Here is a 20,170-nt window from a genome sequence, read left to right on the forward strand (position 1 = left end):
TCTCCCTTTATCGATTATTGTCGTGACAGCCTTTCCTGCGTCACATGCCGGGATCGCCGGCCAGAAAAGCCAACGGCACCGGGCCGTTGCGCAGCAGCGTGGCATGGAAGGGGATCATCCGGCCGCCGGCACCGGCGCGCAGGTCGGCAATGCCGAGCCAGGTCAGTGCTTCGGCGGCACGATTGCCGGGAGCCATGCAGATTCTTTCCATATCCCTCTCCATCGGCGCGAACGCGACGGCATTGCCCTGAAGTGCCGCGACGGTTGTCCGTGCCTCCGAAAGTGACCATCGCCTATAATGGACACCGGTGTCAACCAGTGCTCTGCAAATGCGGAACATCATCCAGTGGAGATGGCCCAGTTCGGCGCGAGGGTCGCTGGCGAAGGCGCCATCGGCCGCCATCAATCGCTCGGCATAGATCGCCCAACCTTCGGAAAAGCCCGGCGCATAGCGCTCGCGCAGGGGGTGGGCCGGGGCAAGCGCGGCGAAGGCGGCCTGTGCCAGATGCCCCGGCAGCAGTTCATGATGGACGACGCCGGGCAGGGTCCATGACGGGCGGCGGCGGATATCCTTGAGGTCGACGAAATAGGCGCCCGCCTGCGTGCCGCCGGGCAGGCGCCGATAGCCGGATCGGCCGCGCGCCTCATCGGCGGGCGTCATGCGCAGGACGCGAATGGCCGCCATGTCGCCGGGCACCGGGCCAAGCAATGCGGGCAGGCGGGCGCGGGACCTGTCGAGCCAGCGGTTCATGTCGGCGACGGCGGTATCGCGCCCGGCATCGTCGTCGCTGTAAAGCCAGCGTGGATCGTCCGACAGCGTCCGGAACCGGTCGCCGACCGTGCCGCGATCCATCCCCATGCCGCGCATGAGGCTGTCCGCGCGGCGCGAGAGCGCTTCGGCTTCCTTCAGGAAGCGGCGATGCGCCTGTGCCGGGGTGATCGCCCCACCGCATTGGCGCCGGAGCATCGCCGCATAATAGGCGTCGCCCCGCGGCAATTGCCATACGCCCGGCTCGGCCGGGCTGGCCTCGCGCAAGGCAGAGAGGGCCGCGGCCTGCCGCCGCAGGGCATCGGCGGCCGGCCCGGCGCCATGGGCTCCCGCATCCGCCGCCGCGCCGGAAACCGCCGCGCCCAAGACCGCCGCGCCCAAGACCGCCGCGATCGTCTGGTCCAGCAGGGGACGAGGGAGGCGCACGCCCTGCGCGGCGTCCGCGCGGAGCCGGTCGGTTTCCCGGTCGATGGTCGCCGCGTCCGCGCTGGCCCCAGTTCCGGCCCTGCGCCATGCGCCCGCAACCGGCGAGACCGCATAGGGCGTCTCGCCGACGATGCCATAGGGCCAGCCCTTCCCGATCTGCGCGTCCATGCGGCGCCCGGCCAGAACGGCATCCCGGTCCAGCCGGGCATAGGGCGACAGCGTGGCGGGATCGAAGGCGGCCAACGCCTCGACGCCTTCGGCGGGATCGTCCGCACCGGCCAGCCTGTCGAGCAGGCGCCGCAGGGCGTCGTCATGGCTTCCCTTCGGGCGCTGGGCATCCTTGTCGTCCCATGTCGGGGGCTGGGCATGGTCATGGCCCTTTGCCGGGGGCTGGGCGGCGATCCGGCCTGCCATGCTCCCGGCCATGCTTCCCGCCAGCGCCGCGCCCGCGACCGTCTTGATCGCCTCTCGCCTGTTCATCGATCCTCCGTGGCCATTGCGGCCGGTCCCGCCGGCATCGCGATGGCCGGCTTGTGCCGCAATGTCTTGCCGTCGAAAGCGAAGACGTCAATCCGCCGCTGATCCATCGCCTGGGCAAGGATGGTCCGCCCGTCGCGGGACCAGGCAACGCCCTGGCCCCAGCGGCCCATCGGCGCCTGCGTGACGAGGCGGAGCCTGTCCCCGGCGATCTCCCAGACCTGGAGGATGCCGTCCTTGTGATAGCGGGGCGATCCCGGCGCGGCGTTGGAGCCGTCATTGACGGTGATCGCCACGAAACGACCGTCGGGCGACATCTTCAACCCCTCGGGCGTCAGGCCCACCGCCACACTGTCCACCACGCGCGGCGTGGCGCCGTCGAGCAGGATCAGCGCGATGGTGTCGATGTCGTGCCCGCCGCCGCCGATATTGCCGACCACCGCATGGGTGCGCGGCCCCGCGGTGTCGATGGCATAGGGGCGCAGGCCCGGCGCCAGCGTCAGGGAAAGCGGTGTCATTTTCCCGTCCACCATGGCGAGGACGGATATCCTGTGATCCCCGTCCCGCGTCAGCAGCACATGGCGCCCGCCATCGTAGAAAAGCGGCTGGGCGGGGGAAGTGCCCGGGCCGATGGCGATCGTTCCGGCGGGGGACAGGGCCTGGCCGGCAATGGCGAAGATCGAGAGCGTCCCTTCCGTCCGGTTCGCGACGAGCGCGGTCCTGCCGTCGGGGCTGATGGCGACGCCCGCCGCGCCGGCGCCCGCATGCAGGGTGGCGGAGACCACGGGCTTTGGTCCGCGCAGGTCGACCAGGCTGACAAGATCGTCCGGCACCAGTGCGCCATGCTCCACCCGGCGGGCCGACGTGACCAGCGCAAAGCTGCGATCGGGCGCGATCGCCACGCTGCGCGGCGGGCCGATGACGCTGGCGGGCACCGCGACCGATGCGACGATGCGGGGGCCGGAAAGGTCGATCACCGAAAGGCTGTCGGGCGCGGGATCGGGCGGCACGATCTGCCTGCCCTCGACAAGCTGCTGCTTCCCGTCATTGGCGGAAAGGGCGAAGTCGGCGGGCAGGGCCGTGCCGGCCAGAAGCATCATGAGCAGCGTCATCGTCATGTCCGGGGGTCCTGTGCGGCAAGGGATGTCTCGATCTCGGCGGATGCGTCACCGTGCAGCACTGCCCTTGCCCTTGCAACGTCCAGCGCGCCGTCCCAGCGGGCGACGGCGAGCGTCGCGACGCCGTTGCCGATCAGGTTGGTGACGGCGCGGGCTTCGTTCAGGAAACGGTCGACGCCCAGGATGAGCACGATGCCCGCGACCGGGATCGCCGGAATGGCCGAAAGCGTCGCCGCCAGCGTCACGAACCCCGCGCCCGCGACGCCCGCCGAGCCCTTGGACGTCAGCAGCAGCACCGCGAGGATGGTGAGCTGGTCCATCAGCGTCAGCGGCGTGTCGGTCGCCTGCGCGATGAAGATCGCCGCCATGGTGAGGTAGATGCAGGTGCCGTCGGTGTTGAACGTATAGCCCGCCGGCAGCACCATGCCCACCACCGGCCGCGCGCAGCCCAGCTGCTCCAGCTTGCGCATCATCGCCGGCAGCACCGCTTCTGTGGAACAGGAGCCGAGCACCACCAATATCTCCGCGCGGATGAACTTCAGGAAGGCGAGGAACGGGATGCCCGCCATCCGCGCGACGCTGCCCAGCACCGCGAAGATGAAGATCAGCGTCGTCAGGTAAAGGCACAGCAGCAGCGCGCCGAGCGACCACAGCGTGCCGACGCCATATTCCCCGATGGTGAAGGCCATGCCCGCGCCCGCGCCGATGGGCGCAAGGCGCATGACCATGCCGACGATGCGGAACAGCACGTTCGTCACCTGGTCGGCCATGTCGCCCACGCCCCGGCCCGCGTCGCCCATGGCCGAAAGGGCAAGGCCGAACAGCACCGCGAGCAGGATCACCTGAAGCATGTTGCCGCCGGTGAAGGCGCCCAGGAAGCTGTCGGGGATGATGTGCAGCAGGAACGCGCTGGCACCACCGCCGCCGTTGCCGTCGCTGCCGCCCGCGAGCTTGAAGGAGGCGAGCGCACCGGCATCGAGCGCGCGCGCATCGACATGCATGCCCGCGCCCGGCTTCACGATATTGGCGACCACCAGCCCCACGGCCAGCGCGATGCTGGTCAATATCTCGAAATAGACGAGTGCCTTCAGGCCGAGGCGACCGACATCCTTCAGGCTCCCCATGCGCGCGATGCCGACGGCCACCGTGCCGAAGATGATCGGCGCCAGCAGCATTTTGATGAGCTTGACGAAGGCGTCGGCCAGCGGCTTCAGCCCGGCGCCGACCTGCGGCCACAACAGGCCGGTGAGGATGCCGATCAGCATCCCCGCCAGCACCTGGATATAGAGCTGCCCGAAGGCGTGCCTCAGCTTTTCCATCGCCTCCCTTTCCGCGTGCCGGCCGCTCTGTCGGCGACCCTGGGCTCCGTTCATGCCATTGACGGCATGATATCCTCCGTCAATGCGCGCATGACGGCATGCAGTTTCGCCTTCGCCTCGAAACCGACGCCGGGCACGTCGGGCAATGCGACATAGCCGTCCTCCACCGCGATCCCGTCGGCAAAGCCGCCAAAGGGCTGGAAGACGTCGGGATAGGATTCATTGCCGCCCAGATGCAGGCCGGCGGCGATGTTGAGCGACATCTGGTGCCCGCCATGCGGCACGATGCGGCGCGACGACCAGCCCAGTTCCTTCAGCACGTCGAGCGTCCGGAGATATTCGACCAGGCCATAGGACAGGGCGCAATCGAACTGAAGCCAGTCGCGGTCGGGCCGCATGCCGCCATGGCGCAGCAGGTTGCGGGCATCCTGGTGCGAGAAGAGATTCTCGCCCGTGGCCATCGGCAGGTCATAATGGCGGGCAAGCTCGGCCTGCAGCGCATAGTCGAGCGGGTCGCCCGCTTCCTCATACCAGAAGAGGCCATAGGGTTTCAGCGCCTCTGCATAGCGGATCGCGGTGGGCAGGTCGAAGCGGCCATTGGCGTCCACGGCCAGGTTGCTGCCGCTGCCCACCACTTCCAGCACCGCGTCGATCCGGCGCAGGTCCTCGTCCAGCCCGGCGCCGCCGATCTTCATCTTGACGACGCGATAGCCCATGTCGCGATAACGGCGCATCTCCGCCTGCAATTGCGCATGGTCCTTGCCCGGATAATAATAGCCGCCCGCCGCATACACCCACACCCGGTCGTCGGGCGGCGTCGTGCCGAAGCGTTCGGCAAGCAGGCGATAGAGCGGCTTGCCCGCGATCTTGGCGACGGCGTCCCACACCGCCATGTCGATGGTGCCGACCGCGACCGAGCGTTCGCCATGGCCGCCCGGCTTCTCGTTCGCCATTAGCGTCGACCAGATGGCGAAGGGGTCGAGATTGTCGTTCGCCTGATCGATCAGGCTGTCGGCCGGCGCTTCGCGCAGGCGGGGGAAGAAGCGTTCCCGCATCAGCGCGCCCTGGCCATAGCGGCCATTGGAGTTGAAGCCATAGCCGATGACCGGCTTGCCATCCCTGACGATATCGGTGATCAGGGCAACGACCGAACAGGTCATTTTCGAAAAATCGATATAGGCGTTGGCGATAGGCGAAGCGATGGAAACGGTCTTCTCGCGTATGTCCACTATGCGCACGCAGGCTCTCCGGCTGAAGGTGATATGGCATGGTTAGGGAAGGGTGGGCCGGGGTTCCAATGCCGATCTTCTCTGCCGCGATGCATACCGGGCATCGGCCATGGAACTGAGCTGGCTGGAGGATTTCGTCACCCTGGCGACGACGGGCAATTTCTCCCGCGCGGCGGAATTGCGCAACATCACCCAGCCGGCCTTCAGCCGCCGGGTGCGTTTGCTGGAGGAATGGGTGGGCGCGCCGCTGTTCGACCGCAGCGGGCCGCGTGTCGGCCTGACCGCCGCCGGGCAGGCGTTCCAGCGCGATGCGGATGGCTTGATCCGGCGCATGCTGGAATTGCGCGATGCCGCGCGGGAGGCGCATGGGCGGGAAGTCGGGCGGCTGCGGATCGCGGCGACCCATGCGCTGTCCTTCACCTTCTTCCCGCGCTGGATGGGCGCGATGGAGGGCGAGGGCGCGGCCGGGGTCGTCAGCCTGGTGTCGGACAGCATGGCGGCGTGCGAGGACCTGCTGATCCAGGGGCAGGTGCATTTCCTGCTGTGCCATTATCACGATCTGGCGCCCGGACGGCTGGACAATGCCGGCTTCCGGTCGGTGACTGTCGGGCAGGATATGCTGGTGCCCTATAGCGCCGCCGATGGCGCGGGCGAACCGCTCTGGCGGCTCGATGGGGACGAGCGCGTGCCGTTGCTTGCCTATACGGCGGAATCGGGTCTGGGGCGGATATGGGCGGCGCAGGGCTTTGCCGGCGACCGGGATCGTTTCGACGGCATGTTCTCCGCGCATCTCGCGGCCACGCTGCTGGGCATGGCGCGGGAGGGAAGGGGGATCGCCTGGCTGCCCGAAAGCCTGGTCGCTGACCCTGTCGCCGCCGGCAGCCTGGTCGTCGCCGGCGGGCCGCAATGGCATGTGCCCCTGTCCATCCGGGTCGTCCGCCCGGCGTCCCGGCAGACGGCAAGCGCCGAAGCCTTTTGGGACCGCATGACGCGCGATCCGCATGCTTCAAGCAATTCTAATGAGTCGGAGAGGATTGCTTGACAGACATATCTCCACCAAAAAGATAGATAAACAACCCTCTTGGTTCCGAATGGAGGGTGAAGAATGGCGTTTTCAAAAGCTTTCAGGGCGCGTTGGGCCGGTCTGCGCGCCGCTTTGAAGCGCGGGCTTTCCAGGGAAGCCGACGCCATCCTGTTCAACATGGCTTCCGACGACATCGGCCGCGTGCGCGAAGAACGGTTCGGCCTGCGCTGAATGGTCTCGCGTCGGGCATTTGTGGGTGCGGCGGCTTCGGCCTGCCTGCTGCTTGGCGGTTGCGGCCGTGGCGGGCCGGGCGGCAGGCCCCGCCTGCGCGTCTCGCTCACCGGCAAGGGGGATGGCGACACGCGCCTGCTGTTCAAGGCCGCCGGCATCCGGCCAGCAGGATTCGACCTGCAATATAGCGAATTTTCGTCCGGCCATCTGGTGATCGAGGCGCTGAACGGCGGATCGCTCGACTATGGCGGGATGAGCGAAATCCCGCCGGTCTTTGCCGCCGCGTCGACCATCCAGAGCTTTCGCCAGATCGCCGTCGCGCATGGCGACGTCAATAATCAGGTCGTGCTGGTGCCCAAGGGCTCGGCGGCGCAATCGATCGCCGATCTCAGGGGCAAGCGGGTGGGCTATGTGCGCGCGACGACCGCGCAATATTTCCTGATCCGCATGCTGGAAGAGGCCGGCCTGGGCTGGGGTGACATCACGCCGGTCGCCATGAGCGTGTCGGACGGGGCGGCCGCCTTTTCGCAGGGCGCGCTCGATGCCTGGGCGATCTATGGCTTCCCCATCCAGCGCGCGATCGCGACCGAGGGCGCGCGCATCCTCAGGACGGCCCATGGCATATTGTCGGGCAATTATCTGGTCGCGGCCCATGTCGACGCGCTCGCGGACCCGGAAAAGAGCCGGGTCATCGGCGAATATCTGGGGCTGGTGCAGAAAGCCTATGCCTGGGCGGCGACGCATCAGGATGAATGGGCGACCATCGTCGCCCAGGATATCGGCGTGCCGCGCGACTATGTCGTCGACCAGTTCCGGCGCAAGAGCGCGAGTTACGAGCTTCGCCCCGTCACCGATGCCGCCATCGCCTCGCAGCAGCAGGTGGCCGATGTCTTCCTGAAGGCCGGGCTCATCCCCAGGCCGGTCGATGTGCGCCCCTTGTGGGACGCCCGCTTCAACGCCCAGATCCCCAAGAGAGGCTGACCCATGGCCACCCAACCGATTTCCGTCCCCCAGCCCCCTGCAAGCGGCCCGGTGCCGGGCGACCTGCTCGATCGCATCACGCGCCAGCTTGCGGCGAGCGCCGAGCATTATGACCGTAGCGCCGAATTCCCCCGCGCCAATTTCGACCTGCTCGCCCGGGAGGGGCTGATCGGCCTCACCGTGCCGCGCGATCTGGGCGGGCGCGGGGCATCGCTGTCGGAGGCGTTGCGGGTGCTGGGCGCCGTGGCAAAGGGCGAGCCTTCGACCGCGCTCATTCTGTTCATGACCTATCATTATCACGCCACGCCGGCGCGGGCGCGCAACTGGCCGGCCGCCGTCTACGAGCAGCTGGCGCGCGATGCCGTGGCGGGCAGGGGCCTGATCGGCGGCCTGCGGGTCGAGCCGGAGCTGGGCACGCCGGTCCGCGGCGGCCTGCCCGCGACGGTAGCGCGGCGCACCGACGAGGGCTGGGCGATCAGCGGCACGAAAATCTATTCCACCGGCTCCACCGGCCTCGACTGGTTTTCCGTCTGGGCGAAGACGGACGAGGAGCAGCCGCGCGTCGGCAATTTTCTCGTGCGGGCGGATAGCCCCGGCATCGCTATCGAACCGGCCTGGGATCATCTGGGCATGCGCGCGACGGTCAGCCATGCCGTGCATTTCACCGATACGCCGGTGCCGCTCGACCATGCCGTCGACATCCGTCGGCCGGAGGAATGGTCGACCGCTGCGGCGGACCCCAGCCAGGCGATCTGGAACGCGCTCTCGATCTCGACCATCTATAATGGCGTCGCCCGCGCGGCGTGGGACTGGCTGCGCGGCTATCTGAACGATCGCGTGCCCAGCAATCTGGGGGCGTCGCTCGCCACCCTGCCGCGCGTGCAGGAGAAGTTCGGCGAGATCGAGGCGCTGCTGCAGGTCAACCGCACGCTGATCGAAAGTGCTGCCGCGCGTGCGGACGCCGGCGATCCACCCGGCGGCGCAGAGGTCAACATCGTCAAATATGTGGCGACCGCCAACGCCATTCGCGCCGTCGAAATCGGCCTGGAACTCACCGGCAATCCCGGCATCAGCCGCAGGAATCCGCTGGAACGCCATTATCGCGACGTGCTGTGCAGCCGCATCCACTCGCCCCAGACCGACACGATATTGGTCGCGGCCGGTCGCGCGGCGCTGGGAAATTAAGCCATGCCCCTGATTATCGCCAGCCAGCTTGAAGCCGACTTCAACCGCAGCCTCGCGGGGCATCCGTCCAACCCCGTCATCATCGACGTCGCGGAGGACGAGCCATGGCGCGCGGCGGGGGAAGCCGACATCCTGCTGGTCCGGCCATCGGCCGCGTGGCGCCAGTCCGTGGCGCCGCGACCGGACATATGGCCGGGGCGCTTGAAATGGGTCTACAGCGCGTCGGCGGGGATCGATTTCTATCCCGACTGGCTGCTCGATGCGCCGCTTGTCACCTGCGGGCGGGGCGTCGCATCGGAAGAGATCGCGGACTATGTCGTTGCCGCCATCTATGCCTATGCCAAGAATATCGAAGCGGTGACGGCCCGGTCACGCGCGCAATGGGTCCAGGCGCCGCTGGGCCGCGTCTCGGGCACGACCATCGGGATCATCGGCCTTGGCGCGATCGGCGCGGCGGTGGCCCGGCGCGGCGTGGCGCTGGGCGCCCAGGTCATCGGTGTACGCCGTTCGGGCGCGCAGACCGGCATCCCCGGCGTCCAGTTGTTCGCCAGCGTGAAGCAGGTGATCGCGGAAGCCGATCACATTGTCCTCGCCGTCCCGGCGACGGCCGCCACCCGGCATCTGGTGGACGATGCGCTGCTGGCCAGGGCAAAGCCCGGCGCGCATCTCATCAACGTGGCGCGGGGATCGGTGGTCGACCAGTCGGCGCTCATCCGCGCGCTCGATGCCGGACATCTCGGCTTCGCGACCCTCGACGTGACGGACCCGGAGCCGCTGCCGGAAGGGCATCCGCTCTATACCCATCCTAGGGTCCGGCTGACGCCCCATATCTCCAGCAACTACACGCTGGTCCGCCGCCGCCTCCTCGAAAAGGTCCAGGACGACCTGTCCCGCTTCGTGCGCGGCGAGCCGCCCAGCGATATCGTCGATCCCACGCGCGGCTATTAGAGTACCTCGACCGTTTCCCGCGCCAGTTCGGCCAGCCGCTGCGCGGCCCGGTCGAGCTTCTCGCCTGCCCGCAGGATCGCCGCCACGCGCGGCAGGGCAGGCAGGCGTTCATGCGCCAGCGCCGTCCCCTCGCCAAGGAACAGGTGGGTGCGGCAGGTGATGCCCAGCCCCGCGCCCACGGCCGCCTTGAGTGTTGCCAGATTGGGGGTTTCGACGGTGATCCGCCATTGCAGGCCGGCATCCTCCAGGCCGCGGATCGCCGCCTCGCGGAAGCGGCAGGGTTCTTCCAGCACCGCCAGCGGAATGACTTCCCGGTCGACAAGCGCCGCATCGCCATACCAGCTCATGGGGGCGACGGTGACGGCGTGGGGATCATTGGGCGCGGCGAAGCCCAGCAGGATATCCAGATCCCGCCGGTCGAGCAGTGCCTGCAGCTCCGCCGTCCCCGCGACGCGCGCATAGATCTGCGCATCGGGGTGCAGCTCGGCGAAGCGGGAAAGCAGGCCGCTGAGCAGCGTGTCGGCGAAATCCTGCACCATGCCGATCCGCGCAGGCCCGGCGAAACGCCCGGCGCTGACGGCCGCGACGGCCTCGTCATGCAGGTTCAGCACCCGCCGCGCATAATCCAGCAGCACCTCGCCCGCCGCCGTCAGGTTCAGCCGCCGCCCTTCGCGCAGGAACAGCGATTGCTGCACCAGTTCCTCCAGTCGCTTGATCTGGAGGCTGAGCGCGGACTGGGTGACGAAGACCTGCTCGGACGCATTCAGCATCGATCCGGTATCGACGATGGCGACGAAGCTGCGCAGCAGGTTGGTGGGAAGATTGACCGGCACGGGAACCTCATGATCTGGGGAAGAGGCCGATCCGTGGTCGGGAACGGAAGCGGTGCCATATTGCACTTCCTTATATATCAATCAAAATAGTAGAGATTTAGAGGGGGCATGAAAAGCTATCGCCGTTCGTCTCCATGCGGCTGGAGCCCGGAAATCCGGGCCGAAACGGGCATCTTCGGCGATGAAATGCGACCTATGACGAATGGCAATAGATTGGCCGGCAACAACTCAATTGAACAAGTAGAGAATTCATGTTGGGTTTCTCGCCATCCACACAGCCATGGCAGCAAGGGCGAGAAAGAATGACGGCTTTGACGATCGGTAGGCCCATGGCCAGCGCGCCACCGGAGCGAAGGGTCTTGCTGGCCCGGCTGGGCGGGCGCTGGGTCTCGCCGATCCTGCTGCTGCTGCTGTGGGAACTGGGGTCGCGCCTGGGCCTGATACCGGAACGCACGCTCGCGGCGCCGTCGGCCGTGCTCGGCACGCTGCTGGGCATGGTGATTTCCGGCGAACTGCCGTCCAACCTGCTGGTATCCTTCGTGCGCGTCGCCGTCGGCCTGCTGATCGGCGTGGGGCTGGGCATCGGGCTGGGCCTCGTCTCCGGCCTGTCGCGCACCGGCGAACTGGCGGTCGACCCCCTCATGCAGATCAAGCGGACGATCCCCGCGCTCGCCCTGACCCCGCTCTTCATCGTCTGGTTCGGCATCGGGGAAACGCCCAAGGTCGCGCTGATCGCCTTCGGCACGATTTTCCCGGTCTATCTCAATCTCTACAGCGGCATCCGCAGCGTCGACCCGCGCCTGCTGGATGCGGCCAAGAGCTTCGGCCTCAGCCGTTGGGATCAGGTGTGGCATGTCATCCTGCCTTCGGCGCTGCCCCAGCTGCTCGTCGGCCTGCGCTATGCGCTCTCCGTGTCGATCCTGGTGCTGGTCGTCGCCGAACAGATCAATGCCTCGGCGGGGCTGGGCTATCTCATCAACAACGCCCGCGACTTCATGCGCACCGACATCATCGTCGTCTGCCTCATGGTCTACGCCATTCTCGGCCTTGGCGCCGACTGGCTGGTCCGCACGATCGAAACCCGCGCCCTCATCTGGCGCCCCAGCATAGTGGAGCAATGATCATGGACGCACGTCTCGGCTTTGCCACGGTGGACGGGACCGCCGGTTATCAGGACCGCGAGCATTCTTCGCCGGTGGTCCGCCTGCGCGACTTCGTTCGCCGCTTCGGCGCCAACACGATCATCGATGGGCTGAACCTCGACATCGCGCCGGGCGAGTTCATCGCGCTGCTCGGCCGGTCGGGATCGGGCAAGACCACCTTGCTGCGCACGCTGGCGGGGCTGGACGAGGTGCGCGGCCAGGATGTGGAGGTGCCGGATTCGCGCGCCGTCGTCTTCCAGGATGCGCGGCTGCTACCGTGGAAGCCGGTGTGGAAGAATGTCGCCCTTGGCCTCAAGGGCACCGATATCCGCGAACGCAGCGAAGGCGCGCTCAAGGAAGTGGGGCTTGGCCATCGGCTGGACGCTTGGCCGCTGACCCTGTCGGGCGGCGAGGCGCAGCGGGTGGCGCTGGCCCGCGCGCTGGTCCGCGAGCCGCAATTGCTGCTGCTGGACGAGCCCTTTGCCGCGCTCGACGCGCTCACCCGCTATCGCATGCATGATCTGGTGCTTTCGCTCTGGCGCAAGCATCGCCCGGCGGTGCTGATCGTTACTCATGATGTCGAGGAAGCGATTGCGCTGGCCGACCGGGTGCTGGTGCTCGACAAGGGGCGGATCGTCGCGGAAGAGCGGATCGGGGCGCCGCGCGGCGAGCGTGCCAGCTTCGCCGGTCGCCTGCGCGAGCAATTGCTGTCCTCTCTTGGCGGCGATCATCATGGCGAGGGCGTCGTGCCCTTTGCCCCCGTTGCCGAGGCAGCGGAATGAATGCGGCTGCCGCCATCGACCGGCCGGCGGACGCCGGTGTCGATGTTGATATCGATATTGGCCGCCTGCGCGGCTTCGTCACCGCCCTTGCCGATCTGCTTGCGGCAACCCGCGATGAAAAGACGATCCTGGAAAGCGGCCGCGCGCTGCTCGCCGGCCTGATCGCTACGGACGACTGGCTGCCCGAAGCCTTCGCCCGCCCGCATCCCGACCGCTACCAGCAATATCTGCTCCATTGCGACAGCCGCGAACGCTTCAGCGTCGTCAGCTTCGTCTGGGGGCCGGGTCAGTCGACCCCGATCCACGACCATGGTGTCTGGGGCCTTGTCGGCGTGTTGCGCGGCGTCGAGAAGGTGGAGCGCTTCCGGCGCATCGGCGGCGGCGCCCTCGTCACGGCAGGCACCGGCTTCCTGCGCGAGGGCGAGGTCGATGCCGTCTCCCCGCGCATCGGCGACATCCACCGCGTCGCCAATGGCCGCGATGATGCGCCGTCCGTCTCCATCCATGTCTATGGCGCCAATATCGGGGCGGTCGAACGCGCGACCTATGCGCCCGACGGGACGCCCAAGACCTTCATTTCCGGATACGCCAACAGCGTCATCCCCAACCTCTGGGACCGATCCAAATGACGACAGACACGCTCGACCGCACGCAGACCGCCACGCCCGCGGACATCCGCACGGCGCTCCTCGCCCGTGATGAGATCGCCCTCATCGATGTGCGCGAGGAACATGATTTCGCGCAGGGCCATCCGCTCTTCGCCGCGCAGATCCCGCTCCGGCGCATCGACGATGAGGCGCGCTGGCGCATCCCGCGGCGCGATACCCCGATCGTCGTCTATGACGATGGCGAGGGACTGGCGCATAAGGCGGCCGTCCGCCTCCAGGGGCTGGGCTATACCGATGTCCGCGAGCTGGAGGGCGGCCTTGGTGGTTGGCGCGAGGCGGGCTACGAGCTGTTCGAGGACGTCAACAGCTACTCCAAGGCCTTTGGCGAGCTGGTCGAGCATCGCCGCCACACGCCCTCGCTGGCGGCCGAGGAGGTGCAGGCGCTGATCCGCGAAAAGGCCGATATCGCCATCCTCGATGCGCGCCGCTACGACGAATATAACACGATGAGCATCCCGACCGGCACCAGCGTCCCCGGTGCGGAGCTGGTGTTGCGCGCGCGGGCCATCGCGCCCGATCCCGACACGACCATCATCGTCAACTGCGCCGGCCGCACCCGATCGATCATCGGCACCCAGTCGCTGGTCAATGCGGGGCTGCCCAACAGGATCTACGCGCTGCGCAACGGTACGATCGGCTGGACGCTGGCCGGACAGGAGCTGGAGACCGGCCAGTTGCGTGTCGCGCCGGAGGTGGATCGCGAAGGCGTGGAGGACGCGCGCGCCCATGCCCGCGACGTCGCCTATCGTGCCGGCGTCAAGTGGATCGGCTGGGCTGACCTCGATCACCTGAAGGCGGACGCGCGCCGCACCCTCTATCTCTACGACGTGCGTCAGCCGGGCGATTATGAACGCGGCCATCTGCCGGGCTTCCGTAACGCGCAGGGCGGCCAGCTCGTCCAGGAAACCGACCATAATGCGCCGGTGCGCGGGGCCCGGATCGTCGTTGCCGACGACATCGGCCCGCGCGCGGACATGACCGCCTCCTGGCTCGCCCAGCTGGGTTGGGAGGTCTATGTCCTCGACGCCGACTGGTCGGCCGTCACGCTGGAGACCGGCCCGGACGGCGCGCCGGCCCCGCGTACCCGCGAAGGGCGCTACAAGCGGCCCTATGAGGGCACCGACAACCAGGCCGCGAAGATGCAGGCCTATCTCGACTGGGAATATGGCCTTGTCGACCAGCTCGCGCGCGACGGCACGCACGGCTTCTTCGTCATCTGATTTTTCTGGAGGTTCCCATGAGTGTGAAGTTCATCGGCTATATCGGTTTCAACAACGGGTCGGAAACGGACGCGGCGGTGCGCAGCCGCGTGCTCGACCGGGATTATGTCGAGGCGGCGGCCAGGGCGCAGGAAGCGGGCGGTTTCGACCGCGTGCTCATCCCCTTCGGTTCCAACAGCCCGGAAAGCCAGATCGTCGCGGCATATGCGACGGCGATCACCACGACGCTGGGGTTCCTCGTCGCGCACCGGCCGGGCTTTACCCAGCCCACGGTGGCGGCACGCCAGCTGGCGACGCTGGACCAGCTTTCGAGAGGCCGTGTCGCGGTCCACATCATCACCGGCGGCGCGGACGAGGAAATGGCGCGGGATGGCGATACGAAGACCGTGAAGGCGGAGCGCTATGCCCGGACGGACGAATATCTCACCATCCTGCGGCAGGAATGGACCGAGGCGCAGCCCTTCGACCATCAGGGCCGCTTCTACGACGTGAAACAGGCGTTCAGCGCGATCAAGCCGGACAACCTGCCGGTGTTCTTCGGCGGCTCGTCGGAAGAAGCGATCGAGGTCGCCGGGCGCCATGCCGATGTCTACGCGCTCTGGGGCGAGACGCTGGAGGCGGTTGCCGACACGGTGCGCCAGGTGCGCCGCTCGGCCGCCCGCCATGGCCGCGATCCGGGCTTCTCGCTCTCGCTGCGTCCGGTGATCGCCGATACCGAGGAAGCCGCGTGGAAGCGCGCGGCGGAGATCGAGGAACAGGTGCGCGAGAACCGCGTCGCCGCCGGCTTGCCGATCGCGGGCCACCGCCCGCCCAATGCCGGATCGCTGCGGCTGCTGGATACCGCCAGCAGCAACCGGCGCGACACGCGCCTGTGGACAGGCGTCGCCGCACTGACGGGCGCGGCGGGCAACAGCACGGGCCTGGTCGGCACGCCGGAGCAGGTCGCCGACGCGATGCTGGATTATTACGACATCGGCATCGATCATTTCCTGATCCGGGGCTTCGATCCGCTGGGCGACAGCATCCTCTATGGGCGCGAACTGCTCCCGGTCGTCCGCCGCAAGGTGGCCGAGCGCGAACAGGCCGGGCTGGCGCTCGCAGGCTGACATGGCGAAAGTGAAAGTCGCCGTCATCGGCGTGGCGGTTGTCGTGGTGGCGGGCCTCGCGCTCGCCGCCACGCGCTTTGCCAGGGGGGACGAGAATGTCCTGCGCGTCGCCAACCAGAAGGGGCAGGTCAAGTCCATGATGATCGCGTCGGGCGCGCTGGACGGCGCGCCCTATACGGTCGAATGGTCGGAATTCCCGTCCGCCCAGCCGCTGCTCGAAGCTGTCGGCAGCGGTGCGGCCGACCTTGGCCTTGCCGCCGACGCGCCCTTCATCTTCGCCTATCAGAGTGGCAGCCCGGTCAAGGCGATCGCGGTGCAGGCGCCTGTGAAACAGGCCGCCGAAGCGCTGGCCGTGCTGGTGAAGAGCGACTCGCCCATCCGGTCGGCGCAGGATCTGGTCGGCAAGTCGATCGCCACCACGCGCGGGTCGATCGGCCATCACCTGCTGCTCCAGGCCCTCGAACGCGCGAAGATCCCGGCGGATAAGATCCACGTCACCTTCCTGCCGCCGGGCGACGCCAAGGCGGCGTTCGACAGCGGGGCGATCGACGCATGGGCGACCTGGACGCCCTATACCAATGTCGCGATCAAGGAAGGCGCGCGCGCCGTGGCCGATGCCAGGGATTATGGCCTGCCGCTCTATATCGATATCGCCCATGCCGATGCCATTGCGCCCAAGCGCGCCCTGCTGGCGGATTTCCTGCAGCGGGAGGCGAAAGCCGTCGCCTGGGCACGGGCGCATCCCGATGCGTTTGCGCAGGTGCTGGCCAAGGAAACCGGCCTCCCGCTCGACATCGCCCGCGCCAGCTTCGACCGCAACAATCGCATTTCGCAGCCGATCGACGCCAAGGTGATCGCCCATGAGCAGGACATCACTGTGCGTTTTCGCAATGCCGGCCTGATCGAAGGCGATCGGGACGTAACCCAGGCTTTTGACGCGAGCTTCGGCAAGAGCCGGTAAACAATATCTTTGCACGATGATAGATGATCTAAAATTCAGTTTAAATCATAGATCGGATGGCAAAGTCATTATTCATGCGATCTGTAGATACATAGACGGTCCCCATAATGATTGGGGAAATGATAATAATGAAATATTCTTATCTGTATCTGGCATCTTCGGCGACCATCGGCCTGCTTCTGGGCGGCGCTCCTCTTGCTGCCCAGACCATTGCCACGCCGGCGGATGCCGTCGTGGACAATGCCGCTGACACCGGCACGGTCATCGTGACCGGCGTGCGCGGCGCGCCCCGCACCGTTGCGCAGAGCCCGGCACCGATCGATGTGGTGAGCGCTGAAAAATTGCAGGCGACCGGCTCGGCCGAATTCGGCGAGGCGCTGTCGAAGCTGCTGCCCTCGCTCAATTTCGGCGCCACCCATGCGGGTGTGTTCTCCATCGGCCGCCCCGTCACCAATCGCGGTCTGGCGCCGGCTTATACGCTGGTGCTGGTGAACGGAAAGCGCCGGCATAACGGCGCCTTCCTCAACAACAGCACGGCCGACACCTCGGGGTCGAACCCGGTCGACATCGATCTCATCCCGACCAGCGCGATCGACCGGATCGAAGTGCTCAAGGATTCCGCCGCCGCCCAATATGGCACGGATGCGATCGCCGGCGTCATCAACATCCAGCTTGCGGAGAAGGAGGGGCTGAGCGGCGATTTCACCTATGGCACGCTCTACGACGCCAATGGCAGGCCGGACAGCTGGAAGGGCACGCTGCGCTATGGCACCCGGATCGGCGATGGCGGTTTCCTGACCTTGAGCGGCGACATCCGCAAGCGCGGCGGCGCCTGGTGGAACCTGCTGGCGACCGACACCAATCTCTACGGCCTGCCCGCTGGCCGGACCATCGATCAGGTCGTCGCGACCAGCGGCCTGACCCGCGATCAGGTTCTGGCCAACAGCGCCGCCGCCGATGCCCGCAATGCGCAATGGAACCGCGACGGCGCGCATAATGGCGACCCGCAGATCAAGGCCTTCAACCTTGCCTATAATGCCCAGCTGCCGGTGACGGAGAATGTCACCCTCTATTCCTTCGGCACCTATGGCGAGCGCGATGGCCAGATCGGCAATAATTTCCGCCGGCCGAACAGCACGGCCAATTTCACGGCGCTTTTCCCGGACGGCTATTATCCGCTCAACAATATCGAAGAGAATGATTTCCAGATCGTCGGCGGCCTGAAGGGCGCGCTGTGGGGCTGGGACTATGACATCAGCTCGTCCTTTGGCCGCAACTACAGCCATCAATATTCCAAGCTGTCCATTCGCCCGTCCCTGGGGCCGGACAGCCCGACCTACTGGCCCAATCTTGCCAATTTCGAATTCCGGCAATGGACGCATAATGCCGACCTGACCCGGGAGTTCGACATCGGCCTTGCGCGGCCGCTGCAGGTTTCCGTCGGTGGCGAATATCGGCTTGACCGCTTCCGCACCTTTGCCGGCGATCCTTTGGCCTATGAACCGGCGACCTACACCTTCCAGCCGGGCGACCAGCAATATGACTGGAATGTGGGCCGCATCGCCTCGCCCGTGGTCCAGGGGGCCATCGTCCTTTCGCCGGAGGACGAGGCCGACATCAGCCGGAAGGTCTATGCCGGCTATATCGACCTTGGCATCTATCCGGTCGATGCCTGGTATATCGGCGCCGCGATCCGCGCCGAACATTATAGCGACGGTTCCGGCAGCCCGGTCGGGCTCAAGCTCAACAGCCGCTATGAGTTCAGCCCCGTCGTCGCCATTCGCGGCACGGTGGGCACCGGCTTCCGCGCCCCCTCGCTGACACAGATCGGCTATGCCCAGACGGACGGGCGCACATCGTCCTTCTTCAATCCCGAAACCGGCCAGACCGAATTGCGCCCGACCGTCGCCAAGCTGGTGACGGCGGACTCGACGGTGGGCCAGTTGCTGGGCGCACGGCCGCTGAAGGCGGAAAAGACGTGGAATGCGGGCCTGGGCCTTGTCTTCACGCCGGCGCCTTCGCTGTCGATCACCTTCGATGGCTATTATATCCGGATCAAGAACCGCATCGAGCGGACCGGCCGCCTGTTCGGCACCGGCATTTCCGCGATCCTCGCCGCCAATGGCCTTTCGGACATCGAACAGGCGGAATATTTCATCAACGCGGCCGACACGACGACCAAGGGGTTCGATCTGGTCGCCGATTATTCCACCGGCCTTGGCGATCTTGGCAAGCTGGGGGCGACGCTGGCCTTCAACTATTCGAAGACGAAGGTCACGGACGTCATCGATACGCCCGCGCAACTTTTCGATGCGAACGGGAATTCCCTGCTTGGCGCCGGTTCGGTCTTCTTCGGTGGCGACAAGATCGGCGAACTGGAGGTGCTGCAGCCCCATAGCAAGCTGGTGGGCACGCTGAACTGGAGCAGGGGCATCTTCGGCCTCAGCGTCACGGCCACCCGCTACGGGAAATATACCCAGCGCACCGCGGCGGGCGACGACCGCTATTTCGGTGCCAAGATCATCACCGACGCGAGCATCAGCGCCAGGGTCACGCATTTCGCGACCCTTTCGGTCGGCGCTACAAATCTCTTCGACGTCAGGCCCGAAACCAACGGACCGGGCAATCCCCAGACAGGGCAGGGCTATTATGGCCCGTCGCCCTTCAACCCGGCAGGCGGATATTATTATGGACGCATCGCGTTTTCTCTCTGATCGCCGGGCCTTCCTGGCCGGCGTTACGGCACTGGGCTTTTCCACACTGGGCCTTTCCGCATGCGGCGGGGCCGGGAAAGGGGGGCGGACGAAGCTGGTCCTGGGGGATCAGGTGCATCTGTTCCAGTCCAAGGCGGCCGCCGCGGGGGTGCTCGGCAACCTGCCCTATGACATCGAATGGGCCAATTTCGTGGGTGCCGCGCCGCTGCTGGAGGCGCTGAACGCCGGGGCTGTCGATACCGCGCCGGCCGGCGACCTGCCGGTCGTGCTGGCGGCATCGGCCGGGGTGCCGCTGAAGATCGTCGCCGGCGCGCTGTCGTCCGCCCGGGACATCGGCATCATCGTGCCACCGGGCTCGCCGATCCGGTCGGTCGGCGCGCTGGCCGGTCATCGCGTCATCGTCTCCAGCGCGCGGGGCAGCATTTCCCATTATCTGTTGCTGGAAGCCCTCAAGGAAGCGAAGCTCGACCGGCGCAAGGTCGATATCGGGTTCATGCTGCCCAATGATGCCGCCGCCGCCTTTGCCGCGGGACGGATAGAGGCGTGGGCGACGTTCGGCATCTACCAGATCGCCGCCGAACAGCGCGGCGCGCGCGTGCTGCGTGACGGGGAGGGGATCAACACCGGCCTCACCCTGATCGCGGCATCGCAGGCCGCGCTGGACGATCCGGCCAAGCGCGATGCGCTGCGCGACGCGCTGGGGCGGTTGAAACGGGCCAGCATGTGGTCGCAGGCCAATCCCGCCGCCTATACCCGCATCTTCGCCGAGCAGACGAAGGTCGATCCGAAGCTGGCGGCGCTGGTGGTGGCGCGGCAGAATGCGTTGCTCGTGCCGCCCGATGCGGCGGTGGTGCGCCCGTTGCAACGGATCGTCGACCGCTTCTATGCCGATGGCGAGCTGCCCGCGCATGTCGATGTCGCCTCCATCGTGGACGCGGGCGTCTTCCCGGCATGAGCGCTGCCGGCACCGGATTGAGAAATCCTCATTGGGCGGCGCTTCGCCACTTTCCTACACTTTCCGACTGAAGGAGGATCAG

Annotated in this window: 19 protein-coding genes; 14 read left to right on the forward strand and 5 right to left on the reverse strand. The window is 66.9% G+C overall.

What is annotated here, in order from left to right; genetic code table 11:
- Positions 1-40: 40 nt before the first annotated feature.
- From WFP78_RS21170 to WFP78_RS21185, 4 genes are read right to left on the reverse strand one after another with little or no spacing between them, the layout of a single operon-like run.
- Positions 41-1,675, reverse strand: coding sequence for a DUF885 family protein (locus WFP78_RS21170; protein ID WP_336966427.1), 1,635 nt, complete (start codon positions 1,673-1,675; stop codon positions 41-43).
- Positions 1,672-2,790: a beta-propeller fold lactonase family protein gene (locus tag WFP78_RS21175; RefSeq protein WP_336966428.1), complete on the reverse strand. Its 1,119-nt coding sequence runs from the start codon at positions 2,788-2,790 to the stop codon at positions 1,672-1,674. The genes WFP78_RS21170 and WFP78_RS21175 overlap by 4 nt, the downstream gene beginning before the upstream one ends.
- A complete protein-coding gene (dctA, locus tag WFP78_RS21180; protein WP_336966429.1) occupies positions 2,787-4,109 on the reverse strand; it encodes a C4-dicarboxylate transporter DctA in 1,323 nt (440 codons plus the stop codon). Before dctA ends, WFP78_RS21175 begins: the two co-directional genes overlap by 4 nt.
- A gap of 50 nt (positions 4,110-4,159) precedes the next feature.
- Complete coding sequence (locus WFP78_RS21185; protein WP_336966430.1) at positions 4,160-5,347, reverse strand: mandelate racemase/muconate lactonizing enzyme family protein; 1,188 nt, start codon at positions 5,345-5,347, stop codon at positions 4,160-4,162.
- 100 nt (positions 5,348-5,447) lie between these two features.
- On the opposite strand from WFP78_RS21185, the gene WFP78_RS21190 reads away from it, so the two are divergent.
- The 5 genes from WFP78_RS21190 to WFP78_RS21210 all read left to right on the forward strand — a co-directional run bounded on the left by WFP78_RS21190 (position 5,448) and on the right by WFP78_RS21210 (position 9,707).
- The gene (locus tag WFP78_RS21190; protein WP_336966431.1) at positions 5,448-6,380 is read left to right on the forward strand and encodes a LysR family transcriptional regulator; all 933 of its coding nucleotides are present in this window, start codon (positions 5,448-5,450) and stop codon (positions 6,378-6,380) included.
- Positions 6,381-6,443: 63 nt separating this feature from the next.
- A complete protein-coding gene (locus tag WFP78_RS21195; protein ID WP_336966432.1) occupies positions 6,444-6,593 on the forward strand; it encodes a hypothetical protein in 150 nt (49 codons plus the stop codon).
- Positions 6,594-7,574, forward strand: a complete 981-nt coding sequence (locus WFP78_RS21200) for an ABC transporter substrate-binding protein (RefSeq protein ID WP_336966433.1) — start codon at positions 6,594-6,596, stop codon at positions 7,572-7,574.
- 3 nt (positions 7,575-7,577) lie between these two features.
- A complete protein-coding gene (locus WFP78_RS21205; protein ID WP_336966434.1) occupies positions 7,578-8,759 on the forward strand; it encodes an acyl-CoA dehydrogenase family protein in 1,182 nt (393 codons plus the stop codon).
- Between the two features lie 3 nt (positions 8,760-8,762).
- Positions 8,763-9,707, forward strand: coding sequence for an NAD(P)-dependent oxidoreductase (locus WFP78_RS21210; protein WP_336966435.1), 945 nt, complete (start codon positions 8,763-8,765; stop codon positions 9,705-9,707).
- Here WFP78_RS21210 and WFP78_RS21215 read toward each other — a convergent pair.
- Positions 9,704-10,540 carry a LysR substrate-binding domain-containing protein gene (locus WFP78_RS21215; protein ID WP_336966436.1) on the reverse strand — a complete coding sequence of 279 codons (837 nt, stop codon included), beginning with the start codon at positions 10,538-10,540 and terminating at the stop codon, positions 9,704-9,706. The two genes, WFP78_RS21210 and WFP78_RS21215, sit on opposite strands and share 4 nt — an antisense overlap.
- 108 nt (positions 10,541-10,648) lie before the next feature.
- Here WFP78_RS21215 and WFP78_RS21220 point away from each other — a divergent pair, with 108 nt between their 5' ends.
- The 9 genes from WFP78_RS21220 to WFP78_RS21260 all read left to right on the forward strand — a co-directional run bounded on the left by WFP78_RS21220 (position 10,649) and on the right by WFP78_RS21260 (position 20,088).
- Positions 10,649-10,846 (forward strand): hypothetical protein, encoded by a 198-nt coding sequence (locus WFP78_RS21220; protein ID WP_336966437.1) that lies wholly within the window; start codon positions 10,649-10,651, stop codon positions 10,844-10,846.
- The gene (locus WFP78_RS21225) at positions 10,843-11,661 is read left to right on the forward strand and encodes an ABC transporter permease (RefSeq protein ID WP_336966438.1); all 819 of its coding nucleotides are present in this window, start codon (positions 10,843-10,845) and stop codon (positions 11,659-11,661) included. Before WFP78_RS21220 ends, WFP78_RS21225 begins: the two co-directional genes overlap by 4 nt.
- 2 nt (positions 11,662-11,663) lie before the next feature.
- The gene (locus tag WFP78_RS21230; RefSeq protein ID WP_336966439.1) at positions 11,664-12,464 is read left to right on the forward strand and encodes an ABC transporter ATP-binding protein; all 801 of its coding nucleotides are present in this window, start codon (positions 11,664-11,666) and stop codon (positions 12,462-12,464) included.
- Entirely contained in the window at positions 12,461-13,093 is a 633-nt protein-coding gene (locus WFP78_RS21235; protein ID WP_336966440.1) for a cysteine dioxygenase family protein, read from the forward strand. Before WFP78_RS21230 ends, WFP78_RS21235 begins: the two co-directional genes overlap by 4 nt.
- The gene (locus WFP78_RS21240) at positions 13,090-14,352 is read left to right on the forward strand and encodes a rhodanese-like domain-containing protein (RefSeq protein WP_336966441.1); all 1,263 of its coding nucleotides are present in this window, start codon (positions 13,090-13,092) and stop codon (positions 14,350-14,352) included. Before WFP78_RS21235 ends, WFP78_RS21240 begins: the two co-directional genes overlap by 4 nt.
- Positions 14,353-14,369: 17 nt before the next feature.
- Positions 14,370-15,458, forward strand: coding sequence for an LLM class flavin-dependent oxidoreductase (locus WFP78_RS21245; protein WP_336966442.1), 1,089 nt, complete (start codon positions 14,370-14,372; stop codon positions 15,456-15,458).
- A 1-nt stretch (position 15,459) separates the two neighbouring features.
- Positions 15,460-16,419: an ABC transporter substrate-binding protein gene (locus WFP78_RS21250; RefSeq protein WP_336966443.1), complete on the forward strand. Its 960-nt coding sequence runs from the start codon at positions 15,460-15,462 to the stop codon at positions 16,417-16,419.
- A gap of 128 nt (positions 16,420-16,547) precedes the next feature.
- Positions 16,548-19,133: a TonB-dependent receptor plug domain-containing protein gene (locus WFP78_RS21255; protein WP_336966444.1), complete on the forward strand. Its 2,586-nt coding sequence runs from the start codon at positions 16,548-16,550 to the stop codon at positions 19,131-19,133.
- Positions 19,108-20,088, forward strand: a complete 981-nt coding sequence (locus WFP78_RS21260; RefSeq protein WP_336966445.1) for an ABC transporter substrate-binding protein — start codon at positions 19,108-19,110, stop codon at positions 20,086-20,088. The genes WFP78_RS21255 and WFP78_RS21260 overlap by 26 nt, the downstream gene beginning before the upstream one ends.
- The last annotated feature ends 82 nt before the right edge of the window (positions 20,089-20,170 follow it).

The sequence above is a fragment of the Sphingobium aquiterrae genome, from assembly GCF_037154135.1.
In the GTDB taxonomy this organism is placed as follows: Bacteria; Pseudomonadota; Alphaproteobacteria; order Sphingomonadales; family Sphingomonadaceae; genus Sphingobium; species Sphingobium aquiterrae.